The organism is Vibrio sp. JZG10 (genome assembly GCF_054064075.1).
This window is the reverse complement of record NZ_JBSUGE010000032.1, coordinates 1-21841: the sequence shown is the minus strand read 5'-3', so window position 1 is coordinate 21841 and position 21841 is coordinate 1. Positions and strand designations below refer to the sequence as shown.

19 protein-coding genes and 1 riboswitch are annotated in these 21841 nt (G+C 46.0%); of the genes, 8 read left to right on the top strand and 11 right to left on the bottom strand.

Annotated elements, in window-relative coordinates; genetic code table 11:
* Positions 1–87 precede the first annotated feature (87 nt).
* Together ACWYVB_RS22870 and ggt are read left to right on the top strand one after the other, a co-directional pair.
* Complete coding sequence (locus ACWYVB_RS22870; RefSeq protein ID WP_203343849.1) at positions 88–759, top strand: LysE family translocator; 672 nt, start codon at positions 88–90, stop codon at positions 757–759.
* A gap of 98 nt (positions 760–857) precedes the next feature.
* The gene (ggt, locus tag ACWYVB_RS22865) at positions 858–2624 is read left to right on the top strand and encodes a gamma-glutamyltransferase (protein WP_457530282.1); all 1767 of its coding nucleotides are present in this window, start codon (positions 858–860) and stop codon (positions 2622–2624) included.
* A 759-nt stretch (positions 2625–3383) separates the two neighbouring features.
* On the opposite strand, the gene uvrD is transcribed toward ggt, so the two are convergent.
* Positions 3384–5558 (bottom strand): DNA helicase II, encoded by a 2175-nt coding sequence (gene uvrD / locus ACWYVB_RS22860; RefSeq protein ID WP_046874565.1) that lies wholly within the window; start codon positions 5556–5558, stop codon positions 3384–3386.
* A gap of 280 nt (positions 5559–5838) precedes the next feature.
* On the opposite strand from uvrD, the gene ACWYVB_RS22855 reads away from it, so the two are divergent.
* From ACWYVB_RS22855 to ACWYVB_RS22840, 4 genes are all read left to right on the top strand, one after another.
* Complete coding sequence (locus ACWYVB_RS22855; protein WP_031780600.1) at positions 5839–6099, top strand: BufA1 family periplasmic bufferin-type metallophore; 261 nt, start codon at positions 5839–5841, stop codon at positions 6097–6099.
* Between the two features lie 82 nt (positions 6100–6181).
* The gene (bufB, locus tag ACWYVB_RS22850) at positions 6182–7051 is read left to right on the top strand and encodes an MNIO family bufferin maturase (protein ID WP_457530279.1); all 870 of its coding nucleotides are present in this window, start codon (positions 6182–6184) and stop codon (positions 7049–7051) included.
* On the top strand, positions 7048–7806 hold the full coding sequence (locus ACWYVB_RS22845; RefSeq protein WP_203343846.1) for an HvfC/BufC N-terminal domain-containing protein: 759 nt from the start codon (positions 7048–7050) through the stop codon (positions 7804–7806). The genes bufB and ACWYVB_RS22845 overlap by 4 nt, the downstream gene beginning before the upstream one ends.
* Positions 7807–7816: 10 nt before the next feature.
* Positions 7817–8272, top strand: coding sequence for a DoxX family protein (locus tag ACWYVB_RS22840; protein WP_012841278.1), 456 nt, complete (start codon positions 7817–7819; stop codon positions 8270–8272).
* Between the two features lie 27 nt (positions 8273–8299).
* On the opposite strand, the gene tsrA is transcribed toward ACWYVB_RS22840, so the two are convergent.
* Positions 8300–8584 carry an H-NS-like global regulator TsrA gene (tsrA, locus tag ACWYVB_RS22835; protein ID WP_005397034.1) on the bottom strand — a complete coding sequence of 95 codons (285 nt, stop codon included), beginning with the start codon at positions 8582–8584 and terminating at the stop codon, positions 8300–8302.
* Between the two features lie 92 nt (positions 8585–8676).
* Positions 8677–9837 carry a multidrug effflux MFS transporter gene (locus ACWYVB_RS22830; RefSeq protein ID WP_031780601.1) on the bottom strand — a complete coding sequence of 387 codons (1161 nt, stop codon included), beginning with the start codon at positions 9835–9837 and terminating at the stop codon, positions 8677–8679.
* Between the two features lie 140 nt (positions 9838–9977).
* On the opposite strand from ACWYVB_RS22830, the gene ACWYVB_RS22825 reads away from it, so the two are divergent.
* Both ACWYVB_RS22825 and ACWYVB_RS22820 read left to right on the top strand, forming a co-directional pair.
* Positions 9978–10919, top strand: a complete 942-nt coding sequence (locus ACWYVB_RS22825; RefSeq protein ID WP_005397044.1) for a LysR family transcriptional regulator — start codon at positions 9978–9980, stop codon at positions 10917–10919.
* Positions 10920–11121: 202 nt separating this feature from the next.
* Positions 11122–12912, top strand: coding sequence for an aminopeptidase P family protein (locus ACWYVB_RS22820; RefSeq protein ID WP_005397055.1), 1791 nt, complete (start codon positions 11122–11124; stop codon positions 12910–12912).
* A gap of 107 nt (positions 12913–13019) precedes the next feature.
* On the opposite strand, the gene thiH is transcribed toward ACWYVB_RS22820, so the two are convergent.
* The 8 genes from thiH to ACWYVB_RS22780 all read right to left on the bottom strand — a co-directional run bounded on the left by thiH (position 13020) and on the right by ACWYVB_RS22780 (position 21561).
* Positions 13020–14132 (bottom strand): 2-iminoacetate synthase ThiH, encoded by a 1113-nt coding sequence (gene thiH, locus ACWYVB_RS22815; protein WP_005397057.1) that lies wholly within the window; start codon positions 14130–14132, stop codon positions 13020–13022.
* Positions 14133–14166: 34 nt separating this feature from the next.
* Complete coding sequence (locus tag ACWYVB_RS22810; RefSeq protein WP_005397059.1) at positions 14167–14934, bottom strand: thiazole synthase; 768 nt, start codon at positions 14932–14934, stop codon at positions 14167–14169.
* Between the two features lie 5 nt (positions 14935–14939).
* Positions 14940–15194 (bottom strand): sulfur carrier protein ThiS, encoded by a 255-nt coding sequence (thiS, locus tag ACWYVB_RS22805; RefSeq protein ID WP_005378804.1) that lies wholly within the window; start codon positions 15192–15194, stop codon positions 14940–14942.
* A 38-nt stretch (positions 15195–15232) separates the two neighbouring features.
* On the bottom strand, positions 15233–16006 hold the full coding sequence (locus ACWYVB_RS22800) for a HesA/MoeB/ThiF family protein (RefSeq protein WP_301660067.1): 774 nt from the start codon (positions 16004–16006) through the stop codon (positions 15233–15235).
* Positions 15993–17408 carry a thiamine phosphate synthase gene (locus tag ACWYVB_RS22795; protein WP_457530276.1) on the bottom strand — a complete coding sequence of 472 codons (1416 nt, stop codon included), beginning with the start codon at positions 17406–17408 and terminating at the stop codon, positions 15993–15995. Before ACWYVB_RS22795 ends, ACWYVB_RS22800 begins: the two co-directional genes overlap by 14 nt.
* Complete coding sequence (gene thiC / locus ACWYVB_RS22790; protein ID WP_457530274.1) at positions 17408–19348, bottom strand: phosphomethylpyrimidine synthase ThiC; 1941 nt, start codon at positions 19346–19348, stop codon at positions 17408–17410. Before thiC ends, ACWYVB_RS22795 begins: the two co-directional genes overlap by 1 nt.
* Before the next feature lie 164 nt (positions 19349–19512).
* A riboswitch (TPP riboswitch) is annotated at positions 19513–19611 on the bottom strand.
* 60 nt (positions 19612–19671) lie between these two features.
* Positions 19672–20055, bottom strand: a complete 384-nt coding sequence (crcB, locus tag ACWYVB_RS22785) for a fluoride efflux transporter CrcB (protein ID WP_145533217.1) — start codon at positions 20053–20055, stop codon at positions 19672–19674.
* Between the two features lie 123 nt (positions 20056–20178).
* Positions 20179–21561, bottom strand: coding sequence for a multicopper oxidase domain-containing protein (locus ACWYVB_RS22780; protein ID WP_457530272.1), 1383 nt, complete (start codon positions 21559–21561; stop codon positions 20179–20181).
* Positions 21562–21841: the final 280 nt, after the last annotated feature.

Here is a 21841-nt window from a genome sequence, read left to right as displayed (position 1 = left end):
TGGTATTCAGTACTGCTAGTTTTTTACAAGCACTAGCGAATAAGAATCACGACAATAGCTCATATCCACTATGTTTTGAGATGTGTTATGAATGAATCGACTATCCTTTTAACGCTTGCCAGTATCCACTTCATTGCCTTAATGAGCCCAGGTCCGGATTTTGCGCTTGTGGTACAAAATGCCACCCGTCATGGCCGTCAAACTGGCTTATACATTGCGCTTGGCTTATCAGTCGGTATTTTGCTGCATTCTTTATTAAGCCTAACGGGGGTGAGCTATTTAGTTCACCAGCATCCTCTGCTCTACTCCGTCTTACAATTGCTTGGGGGCAGCTATCTGTTGTATTTGGGTATCGGTGCACTGCGCGGCGTGATCGCGACGATCAAAAAACCACTTTCTGATCAGCCAAGCAAAAACAGTAACCTTGTGATCGGTAATAAACGTCAGGCGTTTACCAAGGGGTTCGCAACCAATATTCTCAACCCCAAAGCCTTAGTATTTTTTGTGAGTTTAATGTCGAGCCTTGTCCCAGTGGGCATGTCGGTGACAGGAAAAGGAATTGCTCTGGTGATTTTGTTTGGTTTGTCGCTACTCTGGTTTTCTAGCCTTGCATGGATGCTGTCAACGCAGCGCTTGCAAACAAGATTGCAGCAAGCCGGCATTTATATAGATGGTTTATGTGGTGTGGTATTTACCCTAGTTGGCAGCAGTATTTTAGTGCAAACCTTCCGCTCCTTTCTCGATAACTCTCTGATTTAAAAGCGTCGCACACTCGACATTTCTTTAATAGGAAACTCGACGACTATCTCCGTGGCTGCCAAGCTGAATAACCTTAGTTGGCAACATGGAGAGTCATCATGCAATGGACATTTAACCGACTCGTACTCTCGGGTCTTTTTCTTACTTCCCCTTTCACCTTCACTGGACAAGCCTTCGCTAACCAAGCTGCAGATTCGGTCGCACCAGAGCACAGCACTGGCATTGAGCAAAAGCAGCTGGTCAAAGCTAAAGATTATATGGTTACCGCTGCTAACCCACTGGCGACTCAAGCGGGTGCAGACGTACTTGAGCAAGGCGGGAATGCGATAGATGCCATGGTCGCGGTGCAATTGATGCTCGGCTTAGTTGAACCCCAGTCATCAGGCGTTGGTGGTGGTGCGTTCTTAGTGTATTGGGATAGTGAAAAGCAAAAACTGACCACTTACGACGGACGTGAAACCGCCCCCCTCGCCGTAACGCCAAAGCTATTTTTAGATGAGAACGGTCAGCCATTGCAATTCTACGATGCCGTGGTTGGTGGACGCTCTGTCGCAACACCAGGCACCGTGAAACTATTGTGGGATACTCACCAGAAATACGGCAAGCTGGAATGGAAAAAGATCATTCAGCCTGTTATCTCGCTTGCGGAGCAAGGATTCAAAGTCAGTCCTCGCCTAGCAAGCTTGATAGAAAAAGACGCCGAGCGTTTATCACGCTTTCCAGTCACAAAAGCCTATTTCTTTAACTCGGATGGCTCGCCAAAAACCGAAGGTACGCTATTAAAAAACCCTGAATACGCACAAACGCTGAGTGCTATTGCTAAGCAAGGCGCCCAAGCCTTCTACCATGGGGATATCGCCAGAGACATTATCGAGACGGTACAAAACGCGCCGGGTAACCCCGGTGTATTAGCCCAACCCGACTTTGATACCTACCAAATCAGACAACGTGAGCCGGTTTGTGCAGCATACCAAAGCTATGACATTTGCGGCATGGGACCACCAAGCTCTGGCGCGCTCACCATTGGTCAGATTTTGGCGATCACTGAACAGTACGATCTCAAAGGCTGGGGGGCTAACAGCATTAAATCTTGGCAAGTACTCGCCGATGCATCGCGTCTAGCGTTTGCTGACCGTGGTAAATACATGGCAGACCAAGATTACGTGCCGATGCCAACTCAAGGCTTGCTTGATAAAAGCTACCTCCAGCAGCGAGCAGAGCTGATCCAAGTCGGCAAAGCACTAAGCAAAGTTGAAGCGGGCAATCCTCCGTGGTCGCACGCAATAAACTTAAGCATGGACGAGTCCATTGAACTCCCTTCCACCAGCCATTTCAATATCGTCGATAAGCAAGGCAATGTGGTTTCCATGACGACCACCATTGAGAATGCGTTTGGCTCGCGCTTAATGGTGCGTGGCTTCTTGCTCAATAATGAACTGACCGATTTTTCTTTCCGTACTCATAACGACGGAATCCCAATCGCCAACCGCATAGAACCAGGCAAGCGTCCACGATCTTCAATGGCCCCGACCATTATGATGAAAGATAACAAACCTTACATGGCAATAGGCTCTCCGGGTGGCAGTCGAATCATCGGTTACGTGGCGCAAACCATCATTGCCCACACGCAATGGGATATGGATATCCAACAAGCAATCAATCAACCACGATTACTCGACCGTTTTGGCACCTTAGATATTGAGCAAGGTACCGCTGCAGAAGGCTTACAGCCAGAGCTGGAGAAGATGGGCTTTAAAACCAATGTTCGTGATTTGAATTCTGGACTGCATGCGATACGCATCACAAAAGATGGACTAGAAGGTGCCGCAGATCCTCGTCGAGAAGGAGCAGCAATCGGCAAATAGGCCTGTTTTGCTCGACTCCTTGTGCGAGATCTCTCACAAGGAATGGAGCAAACCTCTCTTTTTTAATGGTAAAACAGCCCACAAATAACCATAAGACATTGAATAGTATAAACATGTTTATTTTTCAAACGCTTTTGATTGAGAAAAATGTGGGCTTCGACCATTGTTGAGAATCGTGAAGAGCGTAATATGAACCTTGTCGGAAGGATGCTGACACGGAACAGGAAACACCACGGATTTGGTGAACTTCAGGAAGAAGAAACGGGTATTCAGGATGAATAGTCGGGCATGGATTGCAAAACTGGACATTGAACGGAATCAATAGCGACTAGGACGGTTGCTACTAAGGACGGGAAATGGACACCTCTGGACGAGGAAAGGACTGAACATCAGGAAGATGTCATGGACACCGCTCAGGGAACAAGTGATGAGAGCTAACGAGGATGGTTAGCAGACCAGGATAAGGTCAAGGACACCGCTAGGAAGGCGACGAAAGGATTAAGCTGAAGGAATGCAGCACGCTATCAAGGATTTGATGCATGGAGCACTTTTAGTAGCTGGATTGCTGCGAGTAAGACTATAACCCCGACGGGCGTAAGCCCTCGGGGTTTTTCTTTGTCTAAAGATAAGCGATTTAGACTAAGAGCCTTTTCGAATAGCGTCATTTAGCTCCCTATCTTTCAGCATTTTGTTGATTCAAAACAGCCAAAACAGAAAGAGCCACCGAAGCAGCTCTTATGTTTATTTTTTCACAAAGCCCTACAGCTTCTCCAGTCTCGCGTAAGCGGTGACTAACCATTTAATGCCTTCACCATTGAAAGCAATCTGAACTCGGCTTTGTGGGCCACTGCCCTCAAAGTTGATGATCGTTCCTTCACCAAATTTCGGATGCATCACACGAGAACCTAGTGAAAAACCAGTCTCATTGAAGTTTTCTTTTACTGCGGTTTGGCTAAAACGTCCACTACTTGAAGGGCGACTCACTTGCGCCTTCATGCGCACTTCATCCAAACACGTTTCTGGTAATTCACGAATAAAGCGCGATGGTTTGTGGTATTTGTCCTGGCCATATAGGCGACGCATTTCCGCGTAAGTAATGTAGAGCTTTTGCATCGCGCGCGTCATACCCACATAACACAGACGGCGCTCTTCTTCTAAGCGCCCTGCCTCTTCAGCGGACATCTGGCTTGGGAACATACCTTCTTCCACACCGACCATGAATACCAATGGGAATTCCAAACCTTTCGCACTGTGAAGCGTCATCAGTTGGACTGCATCTTCAAATTCGTCCGCCTGACCTTCGCCCGCTTCTAGAGCCGCATGTGTTAAAAATGCCGTCAGCAGAGACATTTCTTCCGCTTCTTCTGGTTTTTCGAATTGGCGAGTGGCGGTAACCAGCTCCTCCAAGTTTTCTATGCGAGCTTTAGACTTTTCGCCCTTCTCTTGCTCATACATCGCAAACAAACCCGAGTACTTGATCACGTGGTCCGTTTGCTCGTGCAATGGCATTTCTAGTGTATCGTCTTCCAGCGCGGTGATTAATTCGACAAAACGACTTAACGCACCAGCTGCTCGACCCGGTAATACTTGCTCATCGAGCATTGCCAGACTGGCTTCCCACATAGTGCACCCTCTATCACGAGCTGCACGACGGATAGTCTCTAGCGTCTTATCGCCCAGACCACGTGTTGGGGTATTCACGACACGTTCAAACGCGGCATCATCGTTGCGATTCGCCATCAAACGCAAGTAGCTCAACGCATCTCTGATTTCTTGACGCTCGAAGAATCGCATGCCTCCGTAAATACGGTACGGTAAGCCTGCCTGAATTAATGCTTCTTCCAAAACACGAGATTGCGCGTTGTTACGATACAGCATCGCAGCATCATTCAATGCGCCGCCATTCTCTTGCCACTCTTTGATTTTATTGACCGCAAAGCGCGCTTCGTCAAGCTCGTTATAAGCGCTGTAAACCGAGATCGGCTCTCCCACATTGCCATCCGTCCACAGCTCTTTACCCATACGTTCAGTGTTGTTCGCAATCAAGGTATTGGACGCTTCAAGAATCGTCTTGGTCGAACGATAGTTTTGTTCGAGACGAATGGTGTTCACGCTCGGAAACTCCAGCGTGAACTTCTCAATGTTCTCGACTTTTGCACCGCGCCAACCATAAATTGACTGGTCGTCGTCACCAACAATCATCACGTGACAATCTGGGCCAGCCATCATGCGTAGCCAAGCGTATTGAATGTTGTTGGTGTCTTGGAATTCGTCAACCAAGATATGCTTAAAGCGCGCTTGGTAGTGTTCACGCACAAACTTGTTGTCACGCAGTAGCTCATGCGCGCGCAACAAAATTTCCGCAAAGTCCACTAAGCCAGCACGATCACACGCTTCTTGGTAAGCGGTATACAGCTGCAAATAAGTTTTGGTCACTGGATCGTGATAAGCGTCGATATGCGATGGGCGTAATCCTTCGTCCTTCTTACCATTAATCCACCATGAAACTTGGCGTGCAGGCCACTGCTTTTCATCCAAGTTTTGTGCTTTGATCAAACGCTTTAACAAGCGCTGCTGATCATCGCTGTCTATGATTTGGAAATCTTCCGGTAGCTTGGCATCAAGATAGTGTGCACGCAAAATGCGGTGACAAATACCGTGGAAAGTCCCATTCCACATGCCAGATGCACTGCCCATCATCAACTCTTCAATACGACCACGCATTTCTGCTGCCGCTTTATTGGTGAAGGTGACCGACATGATCGAGAAAGGAGAAGCTTGCTCGACTGACATAAGCCAAGCGATACGGTGAACAAGAACGCGAGTCTTACCACTCCCTGCACCAGCAAGGACAAGTAAGTTTTCTAGAGGAGCTGCAACGGCTTCACGCTGTTTATCGTTTAGACCGTCGAGTAATAGAGATGGATCCATCATGATGAGCTACTGGTTATTTATACATAAAAACCGATTATAACCTAAACAGCTGGGTGCTGTTTAGACAAAACTTGATAAAAAATTCGTTGTTTTTTTAATCTTTCATTCAAAGAGTTAACGAAGGTAATCACTCCAAAACCATTCGCGAGAGTTATTTTTATGAAAGTTTTTCTGCCTCATCTCTATCTTTTAATTTAAGCAGGTGGATAAAGGTTGTACGCCAAACGGCGAATCGACTTGCCGAATGAAAGTAAAAGGAAATCACTCAGAGGAAATTATGATGAAAAAATCGAATCTTGCTGTTACTGCTGCTGTTACTGGCCTTCTTGCTCTTGGTGGCACCATGCTCACCGCAGCCCCTGCTGTCGCAGCAGAAAAAGAAAAGTGTTATGGCGTGGCGAAAGCCGGTAAAAATGACTGCGCAACGAAAAACAGCTCTTGCGCGGGTACCTCTAAAGAAGACAACCAAAAAGATGCTTTTGTTGTCGTTCCTAAAGGATTGTGTGACAAATTGGCTGGCGGTAGCACCAGCGGCTCATAACTCAACATCACAAGTTTCTGTGGGGCGCGTTGCACTTTAACCAACGCCCCCAGTTACTCGCCAATCAGAAAAGGAGTTTCACGTGAAATATCACTCTTTCCATCCTCTTGCTGGCGTTGGATTACGCTCCCCTCATCTCGATTATTTTAGCCAACACAAACCTGAGCTGTCGTGGCTAGAAATCCACAGCGAGAACTACTTTCAGCCCAACTCAGTAGAGCGCCATCAACTACAAGCATTACGCGAGCACTACCAAATTAGTTGCCACGGTATTGGTTTGTCGCTGGGTTCGGTGGAACGTGTGAACCCGAAACATTTAGCGCAACTAAAAGCATTGATAAATACAGTTGACCCGCTCTTCGTTTCTGACCATTTAAGTTGGAGTGAAAATGTTGGTCACTACTTCAATGACCTACTTCCCTTGCCTTACACGGAAGAAGCGCTGCAAGTCTTCACTCGTAACGTGCTTGAAGTGCAAGAACATCTACAACGTGAAATCTTAATTGAGAACCCATCTAGTTATGTGAAGTTTCACCATTCAACCATCAGTGAATGGGACTTTCTTACCGAAGTGCAAAAGCGCACCGACTGTCGTTTATTACTCGACTTAAATAACGTATATGTTTCCGCCTTCAATCACGGTTTTGATTGCGACACATACCTAGATGCGATTCCAGCCGACAAAGTCGACGAGATTCATTTGGCAGGTTTTACTATTAAGACATTGGATAAAGGTGAGATTTGGATTGATACTCATAGCCGTCCCGTCAGTGATGAAGTATGGCAGCTGTTCGTTAGTTGGACACAAAAACACGGCCCTCGCCATACGCTGATTGAATGGGATTTGGATATTCCTGCACCAGAAATCCTCCTTGGCGAAGCAGAAAAAGCATCCTCACTATTGCAGAAAAATCATTTAATTGACCAAAAGAGCAAAAGGAAAGCGTCATGAATCTTGCGACCTTGCAGAGTCAATTTGCTAAAGCCCTACATTATCAAGCGCTCGGTGAAGAATGCGACATTGTGAGTGACAAGTTTACCGCAGATGAACGCATACAGATTTACCGCAATAACTTTATCATCAGCTTGAGTGAGGTATTGGCAGCAACCTACCCAATGGTTGAAGCCTTAGTTGGAAAAGAGTGCTTCGATCAAATTGCTCGCCAACACGTGCTTTCTCACCCCTTAGCAGAAGGTAATGTCGTACATTATGGTGTGGGCTTTCAAGATACGATTATGCAGTTTAGTCAGGTCATGACCCAAGCCCCGTACACTCCTGAAGTCGCAAGGTTTGAATGGCATATGGACTTAGCTCGACAAATACAGAATGAGAAAGTCGAAAAACCAAATCGAATCCCTTTATCTGCACTTGCCCAAGTGACGGAAGAACAACAACCTCAATTGGTGTTTCATTTGCGCACTGGCAGTCGCAGCTTTGACTCAAACTACGCCGTATTTGATCTCTTTCATGCGATTCAACACCAAGAGTTTGAACAGCTCAATATCAATCAATTACAGCGAGGTGTCATCTCGATTCAAGCCAATGGAGAAGCTCAATGTCACGCACTCGATACCGATGTTTTTCAACTGCTGCAATGTTTAGAGCAGAAGCAGAGTTTGAGCGAAATACCCGAAGCTTTGCTCGTTCACCTTAATAGCATCATGGCACTCGATCTCGTTGACGGCTTTACATTGAAATCAATCTAAGGAGCACTCTATGACGAATACGGTTAAAAACTTAGTCAATCGGTACGACGACTTGATCAATACCTTACAAGCTGGCTTTGTCCCTTTACTACTTCTCTTTTGTCGCTTGTGGGTTGCATGGGTGTTCTTCAATTCAGGGTTAATCAAAGTTTCTTCTTGGGATAGCACGCTGTATCTATTCGAATTGGAATACCAAGTGCCACTTTTGCCTTGGGAGTTAGCGGCCTACATGGGAACGGCTGCCGAGTTAATTCTGCCAGTATTTTTAGCGTTGGGATTAATTACCCGCCCGATGGCTGCGATTCTGTTTGTGTTCAATATCATCGCGGTCATCTCTTACCCGGTATTGTGGGAAAAAGGGTTCTATGACCATCAATTGTGGGGATTCATGATTTTAGTGGTCATCGTATGGGGACCGGGAGTTATCTCTATTGACCATGTTATAAAGAACAAGCTGACGCGATAAAAAAATCCCCGCAGTGGCGGGGACTTTTTATTGTTTATTTAAGTAAGCAAGAAGCTCATCAGCTGAGATGCCCTGTTGAGCAAGATCTTTTGCCAACAGCTCAACTTGTTCGCCTTTGCGCGACTCAATCACTTGCTGGAATTGGTACACGATATCACGCAAAATTGGCAGAGGTACTTGTTTAGCCGCACTACGAATACGCTCGGAGCTTTGATTACCCAGCTCATTAAGCAACTTGCCAAACATCACCTTTTCTGGTGAATCTTCCATTTGCTCTAGAATACGAGCCATTTCATACGTGGTTAACGACATTACTTTTTGAGTTCCGTTATGGTGTCAGGAAAAGTCTGAACGACAAATATACACGCCTTACTTACATTGGAAAATACTAAATTACCACTGATTTACGCTTTCGCAAAGCTTGAATGCCAGTTCTTACCTGCTTTTGTAAACAGAACCACTAACGCAGGCAATAGAACCCACATATGAATTGCGATCAGTGTTTGAGGTTCCAAAGATAAACGCTGCAACGTACCAACCAACAAACCAGAGCCACTCATTTGGAACAACCCAAGCAGTGCAGCTGCCGTACCCGCCTTATCACCAAACGGTTCTAATGCTTTCCCTGCTGCTGCACCCAGAATGAATGCAAAACCCACTGACGACATGAAAATAGGTAGCATGAAAGAAAGCGCGGTATTCTGACCATTCATCACTAGCATGATCACACCTGCGAGGCCCAGAGTCGAGATCCCCGTAACTAAGGTGTTGTGCGTGCCAACGCGCTCCATAAACTTAGGCGCAAGCATACAAGCCGCAATATTGATCACTGCATTTACACCAAACCAGAAGGTGAACTCATTCATCGACAACCCCATCCCTGTCATCAATACCGATGGCGCCGAGGTGACATACGCGAGAATAACCGCCATTGCCATTAAACACAGTGAAGCATGGAAGACAAAAGATGGCGTACTAAGCACTGCCCAGTAACGGCTGAGCTTAAACACGGCTTGCTTTTCCGTTGATGGGTTAGTTTCTTTCATCATGAAAAACATCAATGATCCAGACACCACAGCAAAACCCGCCATAAAGCTAAAGTTAGCACGCCAGTCAAATTGCTGAGTTAACCAGCTACCTAGAATTGGAGCTAAAGCCGGAATGAAACAAATCGCACCGTTAAGGTAGCTGATCATTTTGCCACTTTTTTCCGGGCCAAAGATATCGCGAACTGTTGCAAAGGCTGCTACCGATGTCGCACACGCACCTAAGCCTTGTAGCAGTCGGGAAACCAACATCCACTCAATATTTTGAGCACTCCACGCCAATAAAGCGCTCATCGCGTAAATGGTGATACCGCCCAATGCAACAGTTCGACGTCCGAGTTTATCTGCCAAAGGGCCAGCAAACAGTTGCCCTACACCCATCGCAAATAAGAACCAAGTGATCGTGTCTTGTGCTAGCGCATTATCGACCTGAAAAGTGGAAGCAATAAGAGGTAAAGCAGGTAGATAAATATCAATCGCAAGAGGACTGAAAAGAACCAAAAGGGTCAATAACGCCATCTGTTTTTTACTATTAGAAAACTGGCTAGGCACACAACACTCCGAATTGGATAAAGAACTTTGGATAGAGCTTAATCATCTGATGATATGAATGGAAATGATGTATAATCATGAGCATTATTCCTTAGAGGAAATTCACCGTGAACGTCGAAAAACTGGCTCGTATCGATTTAAATCTATTGGTCTGTTTTAAAGTTTTGATAGAAGAGTTAAATGTCACCCGAGCCGCCCACCGACTGTGCTTGAGTCAGTCTGCCGTGAGTAAGTCCTTAGCGAAATTACGTATCCAATTTGATGATCCCCTGTTCACCCGAAACTCGCATGGATTAACACCAACACCGCGCGCTTTGTTTCTTAAACCTAAACTGGATCTGTTGATAAACCAGTTAGAAGTACTGACTCAACCAGAAGAGTTCTCTCCACAAAGTAGCGAATACCGTTTTCAAATAGCAGCGGTTGAAAGTGTTTACCCTTTAATTCTTCCTCATTTCTTACCGGCGATTTTTCAGCAAGCCCCAGGGGTGACGATCAGCACTCACCCTTGGTCCGATAATACTTTTAAAATGCTGCAACGTGGCGAGCTAGACTTAGGCTTAACTGGAAAAGACATCGATATTAATGATGCCAAGCTGACTCTGCTGCCACCCGATGACATATGCGAACTGGAAATTTATCGAGATCACCAGATGTGTATTATTCGCAAAAATCACCCAGCATTAAAACAGCCTTGGAACCTCGAAGCGTATCTCGCCCTGCGTCACGTACAAGTGCGTTGTGACGGCAACGACCGTTGGCTGTTAGATTATCGCCTTGCCGATATTGGCGCCGACCGCGATATTGCCGTCACCGTTCCGGACTTTAATAGTGCCGCAAGTTTATGCTCCTACACTGACTTTATTTTTACCGCCCCAAGCCATTTTGTGCAGCTCGCTGCTAAACAGCTTGATTTGGTCGTACTACCACTCCCGCTAGAATTTCCACCTATGGCTTACACTTTATTCTGGCACCGAGACAGAGAAAACGACCCAGCATTGGGTTGGCTACGTGCGATGATCACACAAAAAACCGATCACCTTAGATAAAAATACCGCTCTCAATTTGCGCTTAGCGGGTAAAATGAGTAGCTTAACTGTCGTAGTCCTTTTTGGCTCATCTATGGCCTAGTTGTACTCCGACTCAACCTAAGTCATTGCAAACTTGCGTTGATCATAAACTGCATGAAGCAGAAGGAAACAGCTCCCACACCTGAGCATGAAGGAGCGGTAATTTGAAGGAATAAAACAGATGCACAACGAAACTCTCAGCCGCGTGAATGCGATTCGCGAATGGCTTATACAACATAATATTGATGCCCTACTGGTTCCTCATGAAGACGAGTACTTGGGCGAATACGTCCCAGCGCACAACGAGCGCTTACATTGGTTAACAGGCTTTACTGGTTCTGCTGGTGCTGCGGTAATCACCAAAGACAAAGCCGCTATCTTTGTTGATGGCCGCTATACCGTTCAAGTCACCAAACAAGTCCCTGGTGACCTATTTGAATATCGTCACCTTATTGAAGAACCAGCTTTAGATTGGGTTCTAGACAACCTGCCAACAAACGCATCTGTCGCAATCGATCCTCGTATGCACAGCTCAGCTTGGCTAGACATGGCACAAGCTAAACTGGCTGGAAAGCTTGAGCTAAATATTCTGACCAACAACCCAATTGATGAGTTGTGGCATGACCGCCCAGCGCCTGTTGTCTCTGACGTTCGCCTGATGCCAACAGAAGCCGTCGGTCAATCAAGTGAGAGTAAGCGTCAAGAGATCGCCCAACTGGTTAAAAAAGCAAGTGCAGATAGCGCTGTGATCACAGCATTAGATTCTATTTGTTGGCTGCTGAATGTACGTGGTTTGGATGTATCACGCCTACCAGTTCTGCTTTCTCACGCGATTCTGCACTCAGATTCAAGCGTGGAATACTTCCTCGATCCTGCTCGTCTACCTGCTGATTTTGACGCTCACGTAGGCAGCGGTGTGACCGTTCACCACCCAGAAGCACTTCAATCTCGCCTTGAAGCCATGACAGGTAAAAAGGTATTAGTTGACCCTGCAATCAGTAACGCTTGGTTTAAGCTAGTACTACAAAACTCTGGTGCGTCCGTGATTGCAGCAGCAGACCCATGTCTGATGCCAAAAGCGGCGAAGAACTCGGTTGAAATTGCGGGTATGAAGGCGTGTCATATCCGTGATGGCGTGGCAATGAGCAAGTTCCTATGTTGGTTAGATGCGGAAGTTGCTGCTGGTAACCTGCATGACGAAGCGACATTAGCAGACAAACTGGAAGCATTTCGTAGCGAAGACCCTACGCTAATGGATCTCAGCTTCGATACCATTTCAGCCGCGGGCGGCAACGCGGCCATGTGTCACTACAATCACGAGAACCAACCTGAACCTGGTAAGTTAGAACTGAACACGCTTTACCTTGTGGACTCAGGCGGTCAGTACCTCGATGGCACTACCGACATCACGCGTACTATCGCGATTGGTCAACCTTCTTCAGAAATGAAGAAGCAATTTACGTTGGCGCTGAAAGGTCATATTGGCGTTGCTCGAGCTCGTTTCCCTAAAGGCACACGTGGTTACCAAATCGATACTCTAGCTCGTCAGCACCTATGGGCGGAAGGTTACGATTACGATCACGGTACTGGTCACGGTGTTGGTCACTTCCTAAGTGTTCATGAAGGCCCAGCAAGCATTTCGAAGAAGCAAATTGATGTGCCTCTATTAGAAGGTATGGTGCTATCAAACGAGCCAGGTTACTACCGTGCAGATGCGTTTGGTATCCGTATTGAAAACCTAGAGCTTGTTGTTGAAACACCAACTAACGGTGACTTCCCTGTTCTGTCATTTGAGTCACTAACACGCTGCCCAATCGACAAACGCAACATCAATGTTGATATGCTAACTCGTCCAGAACTTGCTTGGCTGAATGATTACCATCAGAAAGTATGGGATGAGATTAGCCCGCTAGTTGAAGGTGATGTGAAAGAGTGGCTTCGTCAAGCAACGCTACCTGTAGCACACAGCTAGAAGCTAGAAGCTAGAAAAAATAGAGAGTTGATGTTTTGCATCAACCCTCTTTTCTTTGCCTATGTTTCACGTGAAACATAGCGATGATCAGTGGCTTTATTTGTTGCTTATCCAGAATACGCCGAGTGCCAATCTCGCCATACAGGGTCAAAGCCTTTGGCTCTAATCATATCTTCCACAGAACTAGCACTTCGCTCATCACTGATCTCAAACTGCTCGAGCTCAACATCATCCATCGCATAACCACCCGGCTGAGTTTTCGATGCTGCAGATATACTGGTAATACCTAAAGCCAATGCGTTGTCTCTAAACTTCGGTGACTCACGAGTCGATAATGACAACTCCACTTCTGGATTCAACAAACGATAAGCGCAAATCAACTGAACAAGCTGCTTATCCGTCATTACTGATTTGGGTTGGAGCGCGCCCTCACAAGGACGCAAACGTGGGAAAGAAATTGAGTAACGAGTCTGCCAATACGTGCGCTCAAGATAGTCCAGGTGCGCTGCCACATAAAAACAATCTGTACGCCACTCTTCCAATCCTATCAAAGCGCCAATACCGATCTTATCGATGCCCGCTTTTGCAAGACGATCGGGTGTATCCAATCGGTATTCGAAATCCATCTTATTGCCACGTAAATGGTGCTCAGCATAAGTCGAAGGATGATACGTTTCTTGATAAACCATCACCGCATCCAAACCCAATGTCTTGAGCTCTGCGTATTCGTCTTGATCTAGCGGCTGCACTTCCATCGCCAAATAATTAAAGCGTTGCTTAATCATCGGAACCATTTCGCGGAAGTATTTCATGCCCACTTTGGTTTCGTGTTCGCCAGTCACCAGCAATACGCTATCAAACTTCATGCGTTTAATGGCTTCAACTTCTGCTGCCACTTCGTCCCTATTCAAGGTACGACGCTTGATCTTGTTCTCCATTGAGAAGCCACAATAAGTACAAGCATTGGCACACAAGTTGGAAAGATACAATGGAATGTAAAGCGACATGGTGTTGCCAAACCGCTTGCGAGTTGCCGAGTATGACAACTGCGCCATTTGCTCTAAGTACGCTTCAGCCGCTGGTGAAATTAGCGCTTTAAAGTCTTCCAAATCACGCTTGGGTTTATTCAATGCTCGCTCGACATCTTGTACCGTTTTCGCGTAGATCGACATCGAGATGTCATCCCAATTAAGCTGCTTAAATTGCTCAACGAAGCTCATGTTTTCCTCGCTTAATAGCTAAATCAATCTAGGACTAAAGCTCATCTAGGAATGACGTCAGTGGACTCGACGCAACCGCATGAGAAACCTTACCCGCAAGTCCGGCTTCATAAGCCATACGCCCCGACTCTACCGCCAACTTAAATGCTTTCGCCATCGCAACGGGATCGCTCGAAGCCGCAATTGCGGTATTAACTAGCACGGCATCCGCTCCCATTTCCATCGCACGCGCCGCATGTGAAGGAGCACCAATACCCGCATCGACAACGACAGGAACATTAGCTTGGTCGATAATGATCTCTAGAAAATCGTGAGAAACTATCCCTTTATTAGAACCGATCGGCGCACCTAATGGCATGACCGCAGCACAACCTACTTCTTCCAATCGTTTACACAGAACCGGGTCAGCATGACAGTAAGGAAGGACAATGAAGCCTTCACGAACCAGTTGCTCAGCGGCTGCAAGTGTCTCAATGGGATCGGGCATCAAGTACTTCGGGTCTGGATGAATTTCCAGTTTTAACCAGTTAGTACCTAATGCTTCTCGCGCCAGTTGTGCAGCAAACACAGCATCTTTAGCATTCTTTGCACCTGAGGTGTTCGGCAATAAGTTCACGCCCGCTTGTACTAACGGCAGCAAAATATCGTCTTGTTGGTCGTTCACATCCACACGCTTCAACGCCATAGTCGCAAGTTGAGAACCCGATACTTGAATCGCTTCTGCCATTAATCGGCTGTTGGCGAACTTCCCTGTTCCCGTGAACAGTCTTGATTCGAATTGTTTATCACCAATTTTAAGCATCGACTTTAACCCCCTGCGATCGCTTGAAACAAAGAAATGCTATCTCCTTGTGAAAGAACTGTGCTAGCCCACTCACTGCGCGGCACAACATTGTTATTAATGGCAAAAACACAGCCCATTTCAGGCAGCGCAAATTGACTAATGATTTGCTGTAGATTTGACTCACTGGCAACTTGATGTGACTGGTCATTGATGACAATAGTGATCACATCTAAGTCAGCAGCGGTCATTTGTGTTGTTTGTTGTTCTGATAACGTCATTGCTTCCAACTCTCTTAATTCTGCCCATTACTCGTAAACTAAATCTGAGCACACACTTGGCACTGTTTATCTTTACTTATCGCCATGGTTTGCCATTGCAGCTTCAATCCATCGAACAGGTGTAACTTGGCCGTCTCGACATGAAACTTTCCCGTCGCCAGTTTTTGAATTGCCGCTATCGCTTGGTAGTTACCAAGTGTCCCCACCACCGGACCGACGACACCGCTCTCACTGCATTTTTGCGTTTGCGGTAATTCATCGAACGGATACAAACAGCGGTAACACGCTTTACTCTGCGCTTCTTGTTCACTTGGTGTTTGGTAATCAAAAACAGCGAATTGCCCTTGCCAACCAATTGCCGCCGCCGAGATGAGCGGCGTATTTTGCTCGAAACAAACTTGGTTAATTAGCTGGCGCGTTGGCATGTTATCGGTGCAGTCCAGCACCACATCCGCTAGCATCACCTCAAGCTGCAGCTGTGCTTTGTCTAATCGCTTATTGAGAGCACGAACTTGGACCATAGAATTAAGTTCAGTAAGTTGCTTTACAGTCGCTTTTGTTTTCGCAACTTGGAGGTCTTGCTCACGATAAATGATCTGACGTTGTAGGTTACTGCTATCAACTTCATCATCATCAACCACAACCAATTTACCAACACCCGCTGATGCCAAGTACAAACTCGCTGCGCTTCCTAACCCACCACAACCGATGATTAGCACATGCGATTTACTCAAACGCTCTTGCCCACCTTCAGCAATTTCAGGCAGAGCAACTTGGCGTTGATAGCGAAGGAACTGCTTATCCGTGAGCATGCTCGCCTCTCTTGGTATGCGCCAATTCACTATTCTGATCAGTAAACGTTAGCTGTCTTTCCTTCATCAGTTGTGCAAAAAACTCGATAACGGACTGAGGTGATTCTGCCAAGGTAATAGCTCGCACAACTGCCAAACTAGAAACACCTGTTTGCCAAACTTGGTCTGCATTAGATTGGTCAATGCCACCAATCGCGACCGTCGGAAAGCCAAGTACATAGTCACTACCTGCTTTGTCTTTTGCAGGACGGAAAACCGACTCTGTGTTTCCATAAGGAATGCTATCAATCAGCTTTTGATACAGTGCCAAGCGCACCAAACCTTGTGGTTTCGATGGCATCTGTTTTGTGGTGGTTGGGAAAATATGCCCTAGCGCGATGTAGCTAGGATGAACTTGTACGATGCGCAGTAGTTCGTAATAACCATGAGTAGAAAGACCAAGACGAATGCCGGCTTTAGTTAGCTGAGCCAAATTCGACTCTTCTATGTCTTCTTGTCCTAGGTGAACGCCATAAGCGCCATGCTTGATTGCCAACTGCCAATAGTCATTGATGAACACTTGAGCTTGATACTGACGACCTAGCTCAATTGCTCGAATGATCTGTTGTTCTAAATCGGCTTGTTGTGGGTTCTTTATTCGCAGTTGAATAGTGTTGATGCCTAAAGGCAGTAAACGCTCAATCCAAGCAACATCATCAACGACTGGATAGAGCCCTAGACTTTGCTTAGTTAGAGTTGGAAAGCTAACGCTCTCACCTTGTGCAGACCAACCAACTTGAATACCTAGTCGGTTATCCTCCAGTACAGGTGTGGGGAAATCATCAAATTGGTCAGCCCACTGAGTAGATCGTCCCTCATCAAGGTTGTCATTCAACAGTGTTTCACGTGAAACATTCGCTTGTTGAGTTAGCATTCCTCGAGCAAGTGTTAACGCATCTTCGATAGGAAAATCGAGTACTGTCAGCGTTACTATCCAAGCAAGGTGATGTTCAGGATCGAACATTGCGTTGAATTTGGACTTAACGGAAAGCGCTCTCACTTCGTTGTTAATTGGGTGACGCCAGATATCAAGCTGAAGCATTTTCTCCTTTTCATCGGATACCTGAGTATCAGCAATACCAATATAAATCGCTTTCGACGGTTGCTTAGCACACGCTTCTACCGACAAAGCAGAACGGTAATAGAGCACAAATGAGCTCTCATTCTCAGAGTCATAACCATCAATAAGATCTGTCGTTATGCGTGTGGTCTGTTGGTCGCGAACAAGCTGAATAGATTGAGTTGGGCTCACACCCAACTCAATGTCTTCGATGCTAAAACCCTGTTCTCTCGCCAACAACAAACATTGTTGAACTAAACCTGTTAGCTCAATCAATGATGACGGAATAAGGATTTTGCTCATTAGTCACTTACCTCGGCATGTGCTGCTGGGTGGTATAACTCAGAACCTGTGTCTCTAAATTCTTGAGATTTCTGACGCATCCCCTCAAGAGGATCATCAAGCATTTTGATAGAGATAGCTTGGTCCGCAGCAACTTGCTCAGTGTCTTTCGCGTACTCTCGTACCTCTTGCGAAATCTTCATCGAGCAGAACTTTGGTCCGCACATCGAACAGAAGTGAGCAACTTTGCCGGACTCTTGAGGTAAAGTTTCGTCATGGAAAGCGCGCGCGGTTTCTGGGTCGAGTGACAAGTTGAATTGGTCTTCCCAGCGGAATTCAAAACGTGCTTTAGAAAGCGCGTTATCACGAACTTGTGCGCCAGGGTGCCCTTTAGCTAAATCAGCGGCGTGCGCAGCAAGCTTGTAAGTGATCATGCCTACCTTCACGTCTTCTTTGTTTGGTAAGCCAAGATGCTCTTTAGGTGTTACGTAACAAAGCATCGCACAGCCATACCAGCCAATCATGGCAGCGCCAATACCTGACGTAATATGGTCGTAACCAGGAGCGACGTCTGTCGTCAGTGGACCAAGGGTGTAGAACGGAGCTTCATGGCAGTGCTCTAGCTGCTCTTCCATGTTCTCTTTGATCATGTGCATTGGAACATGGCCAGGACCTTCGATAATCACCTGTACGTCGTATTCCCACGCAACCTTAGTCAACTCACCAAGAGTACGAAGCTCCGCAAATTGCGCTTCGTCATTAGCATCGGCAACCGAACCAGGGCGCAGACCATCACCGAGAGAAAGTGCCACATCATACTTGGCACAGATTTCACAGATCTCTCGGAAGTGGGTGTATAAGAAGCTTTCTTGGTGATGCGCTAAACACCATTTCGCGATGATAGAACCACCACGAGAGACTATGCCAGTAACACGCTTTGCAGTCATTGGCACATAGCGAAGTAGTAAACCGGCATGGATAGTGAAGTAATCAACGCCCTGTTCTGCTTGCTCAATCAGAGTATCGCGCATCACTTCCCAGTTAAGGTTTTCGGCAACTCCATTCACTTTTTCCAGCGCTTGATACATAGGTACGGTACCGATCGGAACCGGGCTGTTACGCAGAATCCACTCGCGAGTTTCGTGGATGTTACGTCCAGTAGAGAGATCCATAACGGTATCCCCACCCCAGCGTGTCGCCCAAACGAGCTTCTCAACTTCTTCCTCAATCGAAGACGTCACCGATGAGTTACCGATATTGGCGTTCACTTTGACCAAAAAGTTACGTCCAATGATCATTGGTTCGGATTCTGGGTGGTTGATATTAGAAGGGATAATCGCGCGACCTTCGGCAACTTCTTTGCGAACAAACTCGGCGGTAATGTCCTTTGGTAGGTTCGCCCCGAAGCTTTGACCTGGATGTTGTTGATTCAGCACTTCATCACGGTACTTGGCACGACCCATGTTTTCACGCAGCGCGATGAATTCCATTTCTGGGGTGATAATACCTTTGCGAGCATAGTGCAGTTGAGTGACGCATTGCCCATCTTTGGCACGTCGAATACGTGGTAGATTGCCGTAACGAAGATCGTCTAGTGTTTCGTCTTCTAAGCGTTCTTTGGTGTACACCGAGCTTACTTCATCGAGTAACTCTGTGTCACCTCGCTCTTCAATCCAGCTTTCTCTTAGCTTTGGTAAGCCGCTATAAAGGTCAATATCGTAGTTCGGATCAGTATAAACACCTGACGTATCGTAGACTCGGACGGCTTCATTCGGCTCGAAAATAGGCGCTTCTTTTGTGCCACCAATCAGACTATCTGCTAGCGCTATTTCACGCATAGGTACACGAACATCTGGACGTGAACCTTCTACATATACTTTTGTGGAATTTGGGTACGGCTGTACCGAGAGTGTTTCAATAAACTGTTTTGCTTCCAGTCTCGCTTGTTTGCGACTCGACATAGCATTTTTCCTTGCTTTGTTATACTAGATAAAAAGTAATTGGATAAAAATGCTTGGCGGATAGATGCGACAAGAGGAGTCAAATTAAGGCTAAATAAAGCTTAAGTAATTTGCCTGTAACAACATTCGACTATTTGATAGGTCAACCAGAAAAAACTCCGGTATAAATATCTTCTCTTGTTCCCTTCGCAGATTCTAATCTGATCAGGTTCAACGGATCCCGAATTAACGGTCTCAGCCTTATGGCACTCCGACAAGTGATATCAGTATATAAAAACGGCCTGGTTAAACCAAGCCGACCTGTTTAATTTTTAACTACTTTGCTAGCTGCGCATCAATAATTGGAAACCGATCCACGCAGCAGAGATGCTCAGCACCACATTTAATAAAATATTTAACCCCATCTTAAGAAACGCACCTTGCTGCATAAGTAAAACATTATCCATAGAAAAGGTGGAAAACGTCGTCAGTGCCCCTAAAAAGCCCAAACCAATCACTTGTCGCCAAGGTTCTGTTGCCAACAGTTCATTGTCGAACGCAGCAATCAACAAGCCCATGATAAATGAACCAACCACATTAACAGTTAGCGTACCGTATGGAAAACCACGCCCCAATAAAATGACACACAGTTCAGATATCAAGTAACGAGAACACGCACCGAAAGCACCACCTAGTGCAATAAAACCAAGAATGGAAAACTGCCCCATAATTCCCCCAACACTATTGATGACGATATTGTAACCAAAACTAAAGCAATATTGATGGTGAAATTTTAGAATTCGACAACGTATTGCATTTAAAACACGCTGAGATTAAAAAAGTTACAGGAGTCACTTTACTTCAATATACCCCATCAAACCGGTTTTCATGTGCTCAATAACATGGCAGTGATACATCCAACGTCCAGGGTTGTTAGCAACAAAGGCAGCTTTGGCACTGCCATTTTTTCCAAGTAAAACCGTATCGGTATGGAACGGTTCGTCGAGTTTCTTTCCATCTAACTCAAGAACAGTAAATGTATGCCCATGAAGATGAATAGGATGATGATATTGAGTAACGTTCTTCAAATTGAAGATATAGGTTTTTCCAAGCTCCAATGTTGAAAGTGGTGCTGGGATATTATCTTTACTCATTCCCTCCCAAGCTCGTTTGTTCATCAGCCAGAATTTAGGTATCGCTTTGCCCGATTTATCGGCAGGAGTGATCGCCCCCTCCCATTCAAACACATAATCGATTTGCTCCGCATTTTCCAAATCAAGATCAGGCACAGGGTTGAGAGGCAATAAAGGCAGTTTCTTGTTGCTTGGCAGGTCAGACTCAACAACTTCAAACTCACACAAGGAGAATGGGAAGCGCCCTTTCATTTGACGCACATAAACACGCTCTCCAGCCTTCGGAGCAATCAATCCGATATCCAATCTCATTCCCGGACCAATTTTGTGTTGAGTGAGCCTATAAGGCGTTTTAACTGGATTGCCATCGATAGCAATAACCCAAGCCTCTGTGCCTTCAATCGCGATCGGATAGGTAATGGTGTTATCGACATTAGCAATTCTTAATCGCGTAGTCGCGTTCTGCTCCAGCGTATAAACAGGCTCATGAATACCATTGACGCTACTCCACTCTCCTGGCGTTCCCATACGTGCACTCAAGCGCGGCACCATTAGGTTCTTCCACTGTCCTTGCTTGTCTAAATGCCAATGCTTGAGGACGACTTCATGCTCTTCATCAAACTGAACAGGCTCAGCCTCTTCAACAATTATTAGCCCAACCAACCCCATACCAAGCTGCTTAACGCTGTTCATGTGTGGGTGATACCAAAACGTACCTGCATCTGGCGGAATAAACTCATACGTAAAAGTCTCTCCGGGCATGATAGGAGCCTGGCTTAAAAACGGAACTCCATCCATTTCAATAGGAATCCTCAAGCCATGCCAATGAATCGTCGTCGGCTCTGATAGCTTATTGATGAAGTTGATTGTTACCTTTTCCCCTTGTCGGCAACGAATTATCGGTGCAGGTATACGCCCATTAAAAGCTAATACCTCAGTATTGAAACCGGGCACTAGTTCAGCCGTAGAAGGCTCTGCAGTGATATCGTATATATACTGCCCCTGCTTATTAGTACTCCTAGATAGAGAACATGCAGGTAGAACAGTAAGCGCGGAGATCGCTAAGGATGATTGAAGGAAGCGTCGACGAGATATATCCATACATAGTTACCCATTAATCCAGATCGGTTGAGTGTAACTAAATATAAATAATGATTCTCATTTATTGCTAACATTTCGGAGCACTTGGTTATAACGACTAGTCTAATAGGTTGGTGAGTAATAAATACTTACAAAGAGCAGCAGGCAGCAGAAAGGCATATAGGTGGGATGAGAGGACAAATGCATAGTGGCAAGCAGATACAAAAAAGGCTCTGACCTAAGTCAGAGCCTTGATATATGGCAGGGGTGGAGAGATTCGAACTCCCAACACGCGGATTTG

What these genes read in the sequence shown, in the direction of transcription:
- thiH (WP_005397057.1), bottom strand. Translation starts at nt 14,132, where the DNA reads ATGAGCTTCGTTGAGCAATTTAAGCAGCTTAATTGGGATGACATCTCG.
- ACWYVB_RS22870 (WP_203343849.1), top strand. Translation starts at nt 88, where the DNA reads ATGAATGAATCGACTATCCTTTTAACGCTTGCCAGTATCCACTTCATT.
- ACWYVB_RS22845 (WP_203343846.1), top strand. Translation starts at nt 7,048, where the DNA reads ATGAATCTTGCGACCTTGCAGAGTCAATTTGCTAAAGCCCTACATTAT.
- ACWYVB_RS22840 (WP_012841278.1), top strand. Translation starts at nt 7,817, where the DNA reads ATGACGAATACGGTTAAAAACTTAGTCAATCGGTACGACGACTTGATC.
- crcB (WP_145533217.1), bottom strand. Translation starts at nt 20,055, where the DNA reads ATGGGGCAGTTTTCCATTCTTGGTTTTATTGCACTAGGTGGTGCTTTC.
- thiC (WP_457530274.1), bottom strand. Translation starts at nt 19,348, where the DNA reads ATGTCGAGTCGCAAACAAGCGAGACTGGAAGCAAAACAGTTTATTGAA.
- ACWYVB_RS22780 (WP_457530272.1), bottom strand. Translation starts at nt 21,561, where the DNA reads ATGGATATATCTCGTCGACGCTTCCTTCAATCATCCTTAGCGATCTCC.
- thiS (WP_005378804.1), bottom strand. Translation starts at nt 15,194, where the DNA reads ATGACGTTATCAGAACAACAAACAACACAAATGACCGCTGCTGACTTA.
- ACWYVB_RS22820 (WP_005397055.1), top strand. Translation starts at nt 11,122, where the DNA reads ATGCACAACGAAACTCTCAGCCGCGTGAATGCGATTCGCGAATGGCTT.
- ggt (WP_457530282.1), top strand. Translation starts at nt 858, where the DNA reads ATGCAATGGACATTTAACCGACTCGTACTCTCGGGTCTTTTTCTTACT.
- ACWYVB_RS22855 (WP_031780600.1), top strand. Translation starts at nt 5,839, where the DNA reads ATGAAAAAATCGAATCTTGCTGTTACTGCTGCTGTTACTGGCCTTCTT.
- ACWYVB_RS22800 (WP_301660067.1), bottom strand. Translation starts at nt 16,006, where the DNA reads ATGCTCACGGATAAGCAGTTCCTTCGCTATCAACGCCAAGTTGCTCTG.
- ACWYVB_RS22795 (WP_457530276.1), bottom strand. Translation starts at nt 17,408, where the DNA reads ATGAGCAAAATCCTTATTCCGTCATCATTGATTGAGCTAACAGGTTTA.
- ACWYVB_RS22830 (WP_031780601.1), bottom strand. Translation starts at nt 9,837, where the DNA reads ATGGCGTTATTGACCCTTTTGGTTCTTTTCAGTCCTCTTGCGATTGAT.
- uvrD (WP_046874565.1), bottom strand. Translation starts at nt 5,558, where the DNA reads ATGATGGATCCATCTCTATTACTCGACGGTCTAAACGATAAACAGCGT.
- tsrA (WP_005397034.1), bottom strand. Translation starts at nt 8,584, where the DNA reads ATGTCGTTAACCACGTATGAAATGGCTCGTATTCTAGAGCAAATGGAA.
- ACWYVB_RS22810 (WP_005397059.1), bottom strand. Translation starts at nt 14,934, where the DNA reads ATGCTTAAAATTGGTGATAAACAATTCGAATCAAGACTGTTCACGGGA.